This window comes from Parafrankia sp. Ea1.12 (assembly GCF_900465275.1).
Lineage (GTDB): Bacteria > Actinomycetota > Actinomycetes > Frankiales > Frankiaceae > Parafrankia > Parafrankia soli.
Window position 1 is genome coordinate 1 of sequence record NZ_UBIZ01000143.1, and the last position, 14,357, is coordinate 14,357.

The 14,357-nt window shown below is 76.5% G+C and carries 3 protein-coding genes; all 3 read left to right on the forward strand.

Annotation, left to right across the window (positions count from 1 at the left end; translation table 11 throughout):
- Positions 1–2,818: SDR family NAD(P)-dependent oxidoreductase (locus tag FMEAI12_RS03670; RefSeq protein ID WP_146776630.1), on the forward strand; the 2,818-nt coding region annotated here is incomplete at its 5' end.
- The gene (locus tag FMEAI12_RS37730) at positions 2,815–12,066 is read left to right on the forward strand and encodes a type I polyketide synthase (protein WP_235013669.1); all 9,252 of its coding nucleotides are present in this window, start codon (positions 2,815–2,817) and stop codon (positions 12,064–12,066) included. The genes FMEAI12_RS03670 and FMEAI12_RS37730, both read left to right, overlap by 4 nt.
- A complete protein-coding gene (locus FMEAI12_RS03695; RefSeq protein WP_112104974.1) occupies positions 12,066–14,354 on the forward strand; it encodes a type I polyketide synthase in 2,289 nt (762 codons plus the stop codon). The genes FMEAI12_RS37730 and FMEAI12_RS03695 overlap by 1 nt, the downstream gene beginning before the upstream one ends.
- Positions 14,355–14,357 lie beyond the last annotated feature (3 nt).

The window sequence follows — 14,357 nt, forward strand, 5'->3', positions numbered from 1 at the left end:
CCTCCAGACCCCCCGCTACTGGACCCACCAGGCCCGCACCACCGTCCACTACCACCACGCCATCACCACCCTCCACCAGCACGGCACCACCACCTACCTCGAGATCGGACCCGACACCACCCTCACCACCCTCACCACCGAAACCCTCGAACAACTCGGTGCGGGCCATCCGGACGGCCCCCGGGACGGCGCGGGAACCGACCCCGACGAGGAGCGCACGGCCGCCGCCCCGGTGGTGATCCCGCTCCTGCGCCGGGACCGCTCCGGCACCACGACCTTCGCGACCGCGCTGGCCACCCTGCACGCCCACGGCCACCCGGTCGACTGGAACCTTCACCCGGCGCCCGCCGAAACGACCGCCGCCGACGCGGACGCCGCCTCCGGTGCCGACACGGGCGAGGCGACGCCCACGGCTGACGCCGCGTTCCCCGCGCCGCCGGTGGCCCTGCCCACCTACCCCTTCCAACGCCAGCGGTACTGGGTGAGCACACCGACGACCGCCGCGGACGCCGGCGCGGCCGCGGATGGCCCGGCGGGTGACAGCGGAACCTTCTGGGCGGCCGTCGAACGCGGCGACCTGACCGGCCTCACCGACGAACTGGGTCTCGACGCGCCCGAACGGGCCGCGGCGCTGGAGGCCGTCCTGCCGGACCTCGCCACCTGGTGGACGAACCACAAGACCACCGCGACCGCCGACTCCTGGCGGTACCGGTCGGTGTGGCGCCCGCTCGCGAGCGACCAGGGTGCCCGGCCGGCGAACCGTTCCCTCGCCGCGGCGGACACGGCGAGCGGCCGGTGGCTGGTGGCCGTGCCCGCCGGCGCGGACCTCGACCGGCATCGCCCCGCCTGGCTCGACGCGGTACTCGCGGAGCTGCGCGCCCGCGGTGCCGACACCACGCTGGTCGAGGTCGACCGGAGCGCGGCGGAACGCGGTCGTCTCACCGACCTGCTGCGAACAGCGGTGTCCGGCGGGCCGTCCCCGCTCGGCCCGCTCAGCGGGGTGCTCTCGCTGCTCGCCCTGACCCGCGGCGCGACACATCCCGACCACGGCTCACTGCTGTGGGGTCTGGGCGCCACGACCGCGCTCGTCCAGGCCCTGGGCGAGGCCGAGGTGGACGCGCCGTTGTGGTGCGTCACCCGCGGCGCGGTGTCGACCGGGTCGGGCGATCCGGTGGCCGACCCGGACGGCGCGCTGGTCTGGGGTCTCGGCACAATCGTCGCCGCCGAGCACCCGGGCCGCTGGGGCGGCCTGGTCGACGTGCCCGAGACGGCCGGTGACGCCGTCGCGGCGCGGCTCGTCGCAGCGCTGCACGGCGGCGGGGAGTCGCCGGGCGAGTCGGAGCTCGCCGTGCGCGGATCCGGGCTGCTCGCCCGGCGGCTGGTGCGGGCCCCGCGGATCCCCGCCCAGCCGAGGACCGAATCCGCGGCCGCGACGCGGGGTTGGCAGCCTGGCACCGAGACGGGCACGGTGCTCGTCACCGGCGGGACGGGTGCCCTGGCCGGCCATGTCGCCGGCTGGCTGGCCCGCCGCGGCGTGCGCCACCTGCTGCTGGTCAGCCGGCGCGGTGCGGACGCGCCGGGGGCCGCGGCGCTGGCCACGCGGCTCGGCGAGCTGGGGGCACGGGTGAGTTTCGCGGCGTGCGACGTCGCCGACCGGGCCGCCCTGGCCGGGGTCCTCGCCACCATCCCCGACGACCTCCCGCTGAGCGCGGTGGTGCACACGGCGGCGGTGCTCGACGACGCCCTGCTGGCGAACCTGACGCCCGCCCAGCAGGACCGGGTGCTGCGCGTCAAGGTCGGCGGGGCGCGACACCTGCACGAGCTCACCGCCGGCGTGGCGCTCGAGGCCTTCGTGCTGTTCTCCTCGGTGGCGGGCCTCGTCGGCATAGCCGGGCAGGGTAACTACGCCCCCGGCAACGCCTACCTGGACGCGCTGGCCGCGCATCGGCACGCCGCGGGACTGCCCGCCACCTCGATCGCCTGGGGCCACTGGGCCGGCGACGGGATCGCCGAGCCGAGGCTGGCCAGCCAGGGGCGGCGGCACGGTTTCGCGCCGATGGATCCCCAGGTCTGCGTCGCCGCGTTGGAGCGGATCCTCGAACAGGAGGAGACACAGCTCGTCGTGGTCGACGCCGACTGGCCCACCATCCGCCGCGCCCGGCCGTACCGGCTGCTCGACGAACTCGTCCAGGTCCGGGAGGCCGGTGCCGGCTCGGGCGGTACGCCCGGCGCCGGCGGTGCGCCGGGTACCGCCGGGGAGGCGCCCGGTGCGGCGCTGGTCCGGAGCCTGTCCGAGGCGAACGCGGCGGAACGCCGGCGCATCCTGCTCCGCCTGGTCCGCACCGAGGTCGCGGCCGTGCAGGGACATGCGACACCCGACGCGGTGGACACCGCGCGCGGCTTCCGCGAGCAGGGGTTCGACTCGCTCACCGCGGTGGAGCTGCGCAACCGGCTGAACGCGGCGAGTGGGCTGCGGCTGCCAGCCAGCCTGATCTTCGACTATCCGACCCCACGGGTCCTGGCCGACCACCTGGGCGAGCACCTCGTGGCACAGGCGGACGCCGCGGGCGCGGCGAGCACCACGGACACCACGGACACGGCGAACACCACGGTCCTGGCGGACCTCGACCGACTGGAGGCCCGGCTCTCCCGCCTGCCGGCGGGCGGAGACGAGCACCGCCGGGCGGGCGAGCGGATCGCGGCGCTGGCGGCCGCGTGGAGCCGCTCCGAGCCGGGGAACCCGGGCGCGGCGGAGCTCGCCGACGCCTCCGACGACGAACTCATCGACTTCATCGGCAAGGAGCTCGGGATCTCATGAGCGACGACCAGATCCGGCGCCTGCTGAAGCGGGTGACCGCCGAACTGCACGAGACCCGCGGCCGGCTGCGCGACGCCGACGAGGCCGGCCGCGAACCGATCGCGATCATCGGGATGGCCTGCCGGTTCCCGGGGGGCGTCGCCTCCCCGGAGGATCTGTGGCGCCTCGTGGCCGACGGTACCGACGCGGTCGGCGACCTCCCCGCCGACCGCGGCTGGGACCTCGACGGTCTGTACCACCCCGACCCGGACCACCACGGCACCTCGTACACCCGTCGAGGTGCCTTCCTGGACGACCCGGGGATGTTCGACGCGGACTTCTTCGGGATCTCGCCGCGGGAGGCGCTGGCCACCGACCCGCAGCACCGGCTGGTGCTGGAGACGGCGTGGGAGGCGTTCGAACGCGCCGGGGTCGACCCCGCCGGGCTGCGCGGCAGCGCCACCGGGGTGTTCGTCGGCACGAACGGCTCCGGATACACCGAGTTCCTCTCCCACGCGCCGCGGGAGGTGGCCGGCTACCTCGGCATCGGCAGCGCCGCCAGCGTGCTCTCCGGCCGGGTGTCCTACTCCTTCGGGTTCGAGGGCCCGGCGGTGACCCTGGACACCGCCTGCTCGTCGTCCCTGGTCGCGCTGCACCTGGCCGCACGGTCGCTGCGCAGTGGCGAGAGCACGCTGGCACTGGCCGGCGGGGTGACGGTGATGACCTCACCGGCGGTGTTCGTCGAGTTCGCCCGCCAGCGCGGGCTGTCGGTGGACGGCCGCTGCAAGGCCTTCGCCGACGCGGCGGACGGCGTCGGCTGGTCCGAGGGCGTGGGCCTGCTCCTGCTCGAGCGCCTGCGCGACGCCCGCCGCCTGGGCCATCCGGTGCTGGCCGTCGTGCGGGGTTCCGCGGTGAACTCCGACGGTGCCTCGAACGGGCTCACCGCCCCGAACGGGCCCTCCCAGCAACGGGTGATCCGGGCGGCGCTCGCCGACGCCCGGATCTCCCCCGACGAGGTCGACGCGGTCGAGGCGCACGGGACGGGGACCCGGCTCGGCGACCCCATCGAGGCCCAGGCGCTGCTCGCCGTCTACGGCCAGGACCGGCCCGCCGAACAACCGCTGTGGCTGGGCTCGGTCAAGTCGAACATCGCCCACACGCAGGCCGCGGCGGGCGTCGCCGGGGTCATCAAGACGGTGCTGGCGATCCGCCACGGCGTGCTGCCGCGGACGCTGCACGTCGACGCGCCCACCTCCCAGGTGGACTGGTCGGCCGGCGCGGTGCGGCTGCTCACCGAGGAACGGACCTGGCCTCGCACGGGACGTCCGCGCCGGGCCGGGGTGAGCTCGTTCGGGGTGAGTGGCACCAACGCCCACGTCCTGCTGGAACAGGCCGAGGCGTCGGACGAGGCGTCGGACGGGCCGTCGCCCGGGCGGTCGCCCGATCCCCGGGCCGGGACCGGCCCGGCTCTTCCCGTTCCCTGGGTGCTGTCCGCCCGCACGCCCGCCGCGCTGCGCGCGCAGGCCGACAACCTCGCCCGGTTCGTCGGTGGCCGCGACGAACCGGCGCCCGCGCTGATCGGGCACGCACTGGCGACCAGCCGCTCGGCGCTGGAGGAACGCGCGGTGCTCGTCGCCACCGGGCGGGCCGAACTGCTGGCCGGCCTGGCCGCCCTGGCCCACGACGAACCCCATCCCGCGCTCGTCCGCCGGCCCCGGGCACCGGGGGCCGGCCCGACGACGGCCGGGGGTTCCGACCACCAGGTGGTCTTCGTGTTCCCGGGTCAGGGGTCGCAGTGGGTCGGCATGGCCGGCGACCTGCTGTCCTCGGCGCCGGTGTTCGCCGAGCGGATCGCGGCCTGCGAGCGGGCGCTGGCCCCGCACGTCGACTGGTCGCTGACCGACGTGCTCGCCGGCGCCGAGGGGGCCCCCTCGCTGGAACGGGTCGACGTCGTACAGCCGGCGCTGTGGGCGGTGATGGTGTCGCTGGCCGCGCTGTGGCAGGCCCACGGGGTGCATCCGGACGCCGTCGTCGGGCACAGCCAGGGGGAGATCGCCGCCGCCTGCGTCGCCGGAGCACTCTCGCTGGAGGACGGCGCGGCGGTGGTGGCGCTGCGCGGCAGGGCCATCGCGGCGCTGTCCGGGGCCGGCGGCATGCTCTCGGTGGCGGCGACGCCCGCCGAGGTCGAGACCCGCCTGGCCGGCTGGGGAACACGGCTGTCGCTGGCCGCGGTCAACGGCCCGGGGGCGGTCGTGGTCTCGGGCGAGCCCGCCGCGCTGGACGAGCTCGCCGCGGCCTGCCGGGCCGACGAGGTGCGGGTGCGCCGCATCCCGGTGGACTACGCCTCGCACTCGGCGCAGGTGGAGGGCATCCGCGCGCAGGTGCTCGGCGCACTGGCCTCGATCCGGCCGCGGGCCGGTGACGTGCCGCTGGCGTCCACGGTCACCGGCGACTGGCTGGACCCGGCGACGATGGACGCCGAGTACTGGTACACCAACCTGCGCCGGACGGTGCTGTTCGAACCGGCCGTCCAGACGCTGCTCGCGTCCGACCACACCGTGTTCGTCGAGGTCAGCCCGCATCCGGTGCTGACGACGGCGATCACGGAGACGATCGAGGGCCGGGCGCTGTCCGGGGTGGTCACCGGATCGCTGCGCCGCGACGGCGACGGCGTCGAGCAGTTCCTGCGGGGGCTGGCGACGGTGCACGTCTCCGGGGTGACGGTGGACTGGGCCCCGGCGTTCGCCGGCGTCACCGCGCACCGCGTCGACCTTCCCACCTACCCGTTCCAGCGGGAACGCTTCTGGTTGACACCGCCGGCCGTGGGCACCGATCCGCGTGCGCTGGGCCTGACCGGCGCGGCGCATCCGCTGCTCGGCGCGGTCGTGGCCCTGGCCGACGGCGACGGCCTGCTGCTCACCGGGACGCTCTCGGTACGTGACCAGCCGTGGCTCGTCGACCACGCGGTGCGCGGCGTGGTGCTGGTACCCGGCACGGCGTTCGTGGAGCTGGCGATCCGGGCCGGCGACGAGGTCGGCCTGGACGTCCTGGACGAGCTGGTCCTCGAAGCCCCGCTGGCACTGCCCGCCGACGGGGCGGTGACGGTTCAGGTCGTCGTCGGGGGCCCGGAGGGCGAGGACCCCGCCGCGGAGTCCGGCGGCGGGGTCGCGGACGGCGGGGTGACGGACGACCGGGTGACGGACGGCGGGCGACAACGAGCGGTGCAGGTGTTCGCCCGCCCGCTGGACGGCCCCGAGGCGGAGGGCGGCTGGACCCGCCACGCCAGGGGGACACTGCGTCGCTCGGACACCGTGCCGGGCGGGGAGCGCTGGCAGCACGACACCTGGCCTCCGCGGGACGCGCGGCCGGTGGACGTGACGGACCTCTACGACCGGTTCGCCGAGTCCGGTCTGGAGTACGGCCCCGTCTTCGCCGGGCTCCGGGCGGCGTGGCGGCGCGGGCCGGACGGACTCGGCGGGGAGCTGTTCGCCGAGATCGCGCTGCCCGAGGACGACCACGGCGAGGCGGCGGCGTTCGGGGCGCACCCGGCGCTGCTCGACGCGGCCCTGCACGGCTCGGCGCTGCTGACCGGGCCGGACCCCCAGCCGGACAGGGGTGACCGCGGCGCGGCGCTCCCGTTCGCCTGGACGGGGGTCCGGCTGCACGCCTCCGGTGCGTCCAGCCTGCGGGTGCGGCTCGTCGCCACCGGACGCGACGCGATCTCGGTGCGCGCCCTCGACGGTTCCGGAGCCCCGGTCGCGTCGATCGACTCGGTGGTGGCCCGCCGGATCTCCGCCGACCAGCTGCGCGCCGTGGAGGCGGGCGTGGGTTCGGCCGGAACCTCGGGCACGCCGCGGGACGCCCTGTTCGGGGTGGACTGGATCGAGCTGCCCACCGCGGCGTCCCACGACGAGGTGCGGGCCACGGTGGCGATCCTGGGCGACGACCCGTTCGCGGTCGCGGCCGGGCTGCGCGCGGCCGGACACGCCACCACGGTGGCGCCCGACCTCGCCCGGCTGGGTGGTCCGCCGGACCGGGAGGGGACCGATCCGGCGGAGCTCGGGGACCTCCCCGACCTGGTGCTGCTCTCGGTGCCGTCACCGGCCGCCGCCTCCCCCGGTCCCGGGAGCGACCCGGCGTCGCCGGTGGCCGGTGCCCACGCCCTGGCCGGGCAGGCCCTGGGCTGGGTACAGGAGTGGCTGGGACGGCGCGACCTCGACGGCGCCCGTCTCGTCGTCCTCACCCGCGGGGCGGTGGCCGCCGCGGCGGGCGAGGCCCCGGACCTGGCCGCTTCGGTCGTCTGGGGCCTGTTGCGCACCGCCCAGTCGGAGCATCCCGACCGGTTCCTGCTCGTGGACGTCGACGGCGAACCCGCCTCGGGCGCCGCGCTGCCGGGCGTGCTCGCCACGGCCGCCGCCACCGGCGAACCCCAGGTCGCGCTGCGGGGCGGGCACGCCCGGGTACCGCGACTGGTCCGGGTGACAGCCCCTGCCGCACCCCCCGCCCCGGTGCGCGGAGCGGACAGCACGTCCGGACCCGTCAGCACCGCCGGACCCGTCGGCACGGCAGGACCTCTCAGCACGTTCCGACCGGAGGGCACGGTGCTGATCACCGGCGGTCTCGGCCGGCTGGGTGTGCTGGTGGCGCGGCATCTGGTGACCGACCACGGCGTGCGCCACCTGCTCCTGGTCGGACGGCGGGGCAGCGCGACCCCGGGCGCCGAGCAGGTCGCCGGACTGACCGAGCTCGGCGCGCACGTGACGGTGGCGGCGGCCGACGTGACCGACCGGGCGGCGCTCGCGGGCGTCCTGGCCGCGATCCCGGCCGAGCATCCGCTGACCGGGGTGGTGCACGCCGCGGGCGCCCTCGACGACGGAGCGCTCGCCTCGCTCACGCCCGGGCGCCTCGGGCCGGTGCTGCGCCCGAAGGTGGACGCGGCCTGGCACCTGCACGAGCTGACCCGCGGGCTGGACCTGGCCGCGTTCGTGCTGTTCTCCTCGGCCAGCGCCACCTTCGGCAACGCCGGCCAGGCCAACTACGCGGCGGCGAACGCCTTCCTGGACGCACTCGCCGCCCACCGCCAGGCCCGCGGGCTGCCCGCGCAGTCCCTCGCCTGGGGCCTGTGGGCCGACAGCAGTGAGCTCACCGCCCACCTGGGCCAGGCCGATCTCGCCCGCTTCGCCCGCGCCGCGGTCCGCCCCCTCGCCACGACCGAGGGCCTCGCGCTGTTCGACGAGGCCCGCCGGCTGACGCACCCGCTGCTGGTGGCGGTCCCGCTCGACCTGGCCGCGCGGGACGGGCGGATCCCGGCCCTGCTGCGCGGGCTGATCCCGCCAAGGCGGCGCGCCGCCGCGGCGGGAGGCCCGGGCGGGACCGCGGCCACCGGCCGTCCGGCGACCGCGGCGACGGGACTCGCCGCGCGGCTGCGCGCCCTGCCGGTCGACGAGCGGCTGGGCGCGGTCACCCAGCTCGTCGGCACTGAGGCGGCCACCGTGCTCGGCCGCACCGGGCCCGGAGGCGTCGACCCGAACCGGGCTTTCAAGGACCTCGGGTTCGACTCGCTGACCTCGGTCGACCTGCGCAACCGGGTGGCCGAGGCAACCGGGCTCCGCCTGCCGGCGACGGTGGTGTTCGACTTCCCGAGCCCGGCGGCACTCGCCGCGCACCTGCTGGCCGAGATCATCGGCACGGACGGCGACGAGGCGACCGGACGGACCTCTCCGGCGGCGGGCCACACCGCCCGATCGGGGTATGCCTCCGGCGCCGGGACCACCGACGACCCGATCGTGATCATCGGGATGGCCTGCCGGTTCCCCGGCGGGGTGACAACGCCCGAGCAGCTGTGGGAACTGGTCGCCGACGGCCGCGACGCGGTGGGCGCCTGGCCCGACAACCGCGGCTGGGACGTCGACGGGCTCTACGACCCCGACCCGGACCAGCCGGGCAAGTCCTCGACCCGGCACGGCGGGTTCCTCTACGACGCCGCCGACTTCGACGCCGAGTTCTTCGGGATCTCCCCGCGCGAGGCGCTGGCCACCGACCCGCAGCAGCGCCTGCTGCTGGAAACCGCCTGGGAGGCCCTCGAACGGGCCGGCATCGACCCGACCGCCCTGCGCGGCAGCGCCACCGGGGTCTTCACCGGCGTCATGTACAACGACTACGCGATGCGGCTGCGGGAGATCCCCGCGGAGCTCGAGGGCTACATCCACAACGGCAGCGCGGCGAGCGTCGCGTCCGGGCGCATCGCCTACACCCTCGGGCTCGAGGGCCCGACCGTCACGGTGGACACCGCCTGCTCGTCGTCACTGGTCGCCCTGCACCTGGCCGCGCAGGCGCTGCGCTCGGGCGAGGCCGACCTGGCGCTGGCCGGCGGGGTGGCGGTGATGGCGTCGCCGGCCGGCATGGTGGCGATCTCCCGACAGCGCGCGCTGTCCCCCGACGGCCGCTGCCGCGCGTTCGACGAGGCGGCCGACGGCACGGGCTGGTCGGAGGGCGTGGGGCTGCTCGCCCTCGAGCGGCTCTCCGACGCGCGCCGGCTCGGTCACCGGGTCCTCGCCGTCGTGCGCGGCTCGGCGGTCAACTCCGACGGCGCGTCCAACGGGCTGACCGCGCCCAACGGGCAGGCGCAGCAGCGGGTGATCCGCACCGCCCTGGCCGGCGCCGGGCTGGGCCCGGGCGACGTCGACGCGGTGGAGGCGCACGGCACCGGCACGAAGCTCGGCGACCCGATCGAGGCGAGCGCACTGCTGGCCACCTACGGACGGGACCGCCCCGCCGACCGGCCGCTGTGGCTCGGCTCGCTCAAGTCGAACATCGCGCACACCCAGGCCGCGGCCGGCGTCGCCGGGATCATCAAGATGGTCGAGGCGATCCGGCACGGCCGGCTGCCGCGCACCCTGCACGTCGACACCCCCAATCCGCATGTGGACTGGTCCAGCGGCGAGGTCCGGCTGCTGGTCTCCGAACAGCCGTGGCCGGCCCTCGACCGTCCCCGGCGGGCCGGCGTCTCGTCGTTCGGGGTCAGCGGGACGAACGCCCACGTCATCATCGAGCAGGCACCCGCCGAGCCCGACCGGGGCGGGCCGGCTGCGTCCGCGGTCGTGCCGTGGGTGCTCTCGGCGCGGTCACCGGCGGCCCTGCGGGCCCAGGCCGCCCGGTTGCGCGTCGCGCTGACCGACCGGCCCGCCGCCGGTCCGGCATCGCCGTCCGAGCCACGGCCGTCCGAGCAGCGACCCTCCGAGCAACGGCCCTCCGACGTCGCGGCCGCGCTGCTGCGGACCCGCACCCGGTTCGAGCACGTCGCGGCGGTGGTGGGCACCGGGACCGGCGAGCTGCTGGCAGGGCTGGACGCCGTGGCCGCCGGCGAACCGGCCGACCACGCGGTCCTCGGCGTCGCGGACGTGACACCGAGAGTGGTGTTCGTCTTCCCCGGCCACGGGGCCCAGTGGGTGGGGATGGCCGAGCGGCTGCTGGCCGACTCCCCCGTGTTCGCGGCGGCGATCGACGAGTGTGCGCGGGCGCTGGCCCCGTTCGTCGACTGGTCCCTGCCCGACGTCCTGCGCGGCGCGACGGCCGGCTCGGCCGACGTTCCCTCCTTCGACCGGCCGGACATGGCCCAGCCCGCGCTGTGGGCGGTGATGGTCGCCCTGGCCGAGCTGTGGCGCTCGTTCGGCGTACGGCCCGACGCGGTGGTCGGTCACAGCCAGGGCGAGGTCACCGCGGCGACCGTGGCGGGAGCGCTGTCGCTGTCGGACGCCGCGCGCATCGTCACCCTGCGCAGCCGGCTGCTGGTGGGCCTGACCGGTCGGGGTGCCATGGCCTCCGTCGCGCTGCCGCTCGCGGAGATCACCCGCCGGCTGGAGACTCGGGCCGGCCGGCTGTCCGTGGCCACCGTCAACGGGCCCGCCGCGGTGGTGGTGACCGGCGACGAGGAGCCGCTCGACGAGCTGCTCGCCGAGCTGGCCGAGGAGGGCGTGCGGGTGCGCCGGCTGCGGGGCGCGGTCGTGGCCGGCCACTCCCCGGTGATCGACGACCTCCGGGACGCCGTCCTCGGCGGGCTCGCCGAGATCACCCCGCGCGCCGGTGAGGTGCCGCTGCTGTCAACGGTGACCGCCGACTGGCTCGACACCACGACCATGGACGCCGCGCACTGGTTCCGCAACCTGCGCCAGACGGTGCTGTTCGAACCGGCGATCCGCGCGCTGGCCGAGCAGGGCCACACGGTCTTCGTCGAGGTCAGCCCCCATCCGGTGCTGGGAGTGGCGCTGGCCGAGACCCTGGACGCCCTCGGCGGGCCGGCGACGGTCGTGACCGAGACGCTGCGCCGCCAGCACGGCGGCCTGGACCGCTTCGCCGTCTCGCTCTCCAGGCTGGCCACCCGCGGGGTGCCCGTCGACTGGTCGCCGCTGGTTCCCGGGACGGACGCCCGCCCGGTGGACCTGCCCACCTACCCCTTCCAGCGACGCCGCTACTGGCTCGACGGCGGCGGCGCACTGGTCGTCGGCTACGCGGTGGACGGCCTGGACGCGCTGGGCCTGACAGCGCAGGAGGGCGGCGCCGCGGCCGGCGGGAACGGATTGCTGACCCGGCTGGCCGGCGTCGAGGAGGCCGAGCGCGGGGAGCTGCTGCTGACACTGGTCCGGACGCAGGCCGCGACGGTGCTGGGGCACGACCCGGAGACGGTGGGCGCCGACCGGGCCTTCAAGGAGCTGGGCTTCGAGTCGCTCACCGCCGTCGACCTGCGCAACCGGCTGAACGCGGTCACGGGCCTGACCCTGCCGGCGACGCTGGTCTTCGACTTCCCGACACCGGCGGCGATCGCGGCGGAGCTCGCCGACCGGCTGGCGGACCGGCTTGCCGCTCTGGGCGACCTGACCGCCGGCCCCGACCCCGCCCACACCGCCCATGGCGCCCATGGCGCCGACGGCGTCGTTCCCGCCGCGGACCGCACCGGCGGGAACGGCTCGCGTCGTGCGGGGTCCGGGCTCTCCGCCGCGGCCAGCCTCGACCTGCTCGAGGCCGCGCTGCCCCGGCTCACGTCCGGGGCGGACCGGGTGCGGGTGCTGGCCCGCCTGCGCACGCTGGCCGCGTCGTGGGCCGACGGCGTCGAGACGGGCCCGGTCGACCTGGACGGCGAGCGGTCCGTCGGCACCGCCGCGGCCGGAGCCGGCGAAGCGGCGAGCCGGGCGCACCTCGACACGATCGACCTGGCCGCCGCCACCGACGAGGAGCTGTTCGCCCTGATGGACGACGCCGAAGGACACGCCTGATGCCAGACGACGACAAGCTGCGGGAGTACCTGCGCCGGGCGCTCGGCGACGCGCAGGCCGCACGCAGGCGGGTCCACAGCCTCGAGGCGCGTGCCCGTGAACCACTCGCGATCATCGCCATGGCCTGCCGTTTCCCCGGCGGGGTTCACTCCCCGGAGGACCTGTGGGAGCTGGTCGAGCAGGGCCGCGACGCGGTGGGGCCGTGGCCGACGAACCGCGGCTGGGACGTGGAGGCGCTCTACGACCCGGACCCGGACCGGCCGGGCACCTCGTACACGCGCAGCGGGGGGTTCCTCCACGACGCCGGCGAGTTCGACGCGGCGTTCTTCGGGATCTCCCCGCGCGAGGCGCTGGCCACCGACCCGCAGCAGCGCCTGCTCCTGGAGACCGCCTGGGAGGTGCTGGAACGGGCCGGTGTCGACCCGACGTCGCTGCGCGGGAGCGCGACCGCGGTGTTCGCGGGGCTGGCGAACCAGGACTACCTGATCGGCATCGGCGAGATCCCCGCCGAGCTGGAGGGCCACGTCGCCGTCGGCAACCTCGGCAGCGTCGCGTCCGGCCGGATCGCCTACACCTTCGGCTTCGAGGGCCCGGCGGTCACCGTCGACACCGCCTGCTCCTCGTCCCTGGTCGCGCTGCACCTGGCCGGGCAGGCTCTGCGCGGGCGCGAATGTGACCTGGCGCTGGCCGGCGGGGTGACAGTGATGGCCACCCCCACCGGTTTCGTGGAGTTCTCCCGCCAGCGCGGGCTGGCCACGGACGGACGCTGCAAGGCGTTCGCCGGCGCGGCGGACGGCACCGGCTGGTCGGAGGGCGTCGGGCTGGTCGCGATCGAGCGGCTCTCCGACGCCCAACGGCTCGGCCACCGGGTGCTGGCCGTCGTGCGTGGCTCGGCGGTCAACTCCGACGGCGCGTCCAACGGCCTGACCGCGCCCAACGGGCCCGCGCAGCAGCGGGTGATCCGCGCGGCGCTGGCGGCGGCGCGTCTCGCCCCGTCCGACGTCGACCTGGTGGAGGCGCACGGCACCGGCACTACGCTGGGTGACCCGATCGAGGCGGGCGCCGTGCAGGCGGTGTACGGCCGGGACAGGCCCGCCGACCGGCCGTTGTGGCTGGGGGCGCTCAAGTCGAACATCGCGCACACCGCCGCGGCCTCCGGGGTGGCGGGTGTGATCAAGACGGTGATGGCCATCCGCGCCGGGGTGCTGCCGAAGACCCTGCACGTCGACACCCCGACGCCGCACGTCGACTGGGGCGACGGCGACGTCCGCCTGCTCACCGAGGCCCGGCCGTGGCCGCGCACAGGTGCTCCGCGCCGGGCCGGGGTGTCGTCGTTCGGCGTGAGTGGCACGAACGCCCACCTGATCCTGGAGCAGGCCCCCGAGAACCCCCCCGCCGCCACGGCAACGGGTTCGGGCGTGCCGGGCGAGGACGCCCGACCCGCGCGGCGGCCACCGGCACTGCCCTGGGTGATCTCCGCCTCGACGGCGCGGGCGCTGCCCGCCCAGGCACGGGCCCTCGCCGCGTGGCTGCGGACCGGCGTGGACGCCGACCCGCTCGACGTCGGGTACTCACTGGTGACCACCCGCGCCCGGCTGGCCCACCGGGCGGTCGTGGTGGCCGCTGACCGCGACGGCTACCTGGCCGCTCTGGACGCGCTGGCCGAGGGCCGCGCGACCACGGCCGTGGCGCGGGGCCTCGCACGCCGGGGCCCGACCGGCGCCGGGCCGGCCGTCGGGCCCGGGGGGCGCCTCGCGTTCCTGTTCACCGGGCAGGGCAGCCAGCGGGTCGGCATGGGGCGCGAGCTGCACTCGTGGTCGACGGTTTTCGCGCGGGCGTTCGACGAGGCCGCCGCGGAGCTCGACCGCCAGTTGGCGGACCACCACGAGGGGACCGCGCCGAAGCCGCTCGCCGAGGTCGTGTTCGGCGCCGGTCATCCCGACCGGGTGGACGCCGACGCCGGGTCGGCGACCGGGCCGGCCGGTCTGCTGGACCAGACCGTGTACACCCAGGCCGGGCTGTTCGCGGTGGAAGTCGCCCTCTTCCGCCTGCTGGAGAGCTGGGGGCTGCGGCCCGACTTCGTCGCCGGGCACTCGATCGGCGGGATCGCCGCCGCGCACGCCGCCGGGGTGCTGACCCTGCCCGACGCCGCGGCGCTGGTGGCGGCACGGGGCCGGCTGATGCAGGCCTGCCCGCCCGGCGGGGCGATGGTCGCGGTCGAGGCGAGCGAGGACGAGGTCCTCGCGGCACTCGCCGACCTGCCGGGCGCCGGTGAGGACGTGGATTGACGG

Coding starts and splice junctions, on each gene's coding strand:
- FMEAI12_RS37730 (WP_235013669.1), top strand. CDS start 2,815: ATGAGCGACGACCAGATCCGGCGCCTGCTGAAGCGGGTGACCGCCGAA.
- FMEAI12_RS03695 (WP_112104974.1), top strand. CDS start 12,066: ATGCCAGACGACGACAAGCTGCGGGAGTACCTGCGCCGGGCGCTCGGC.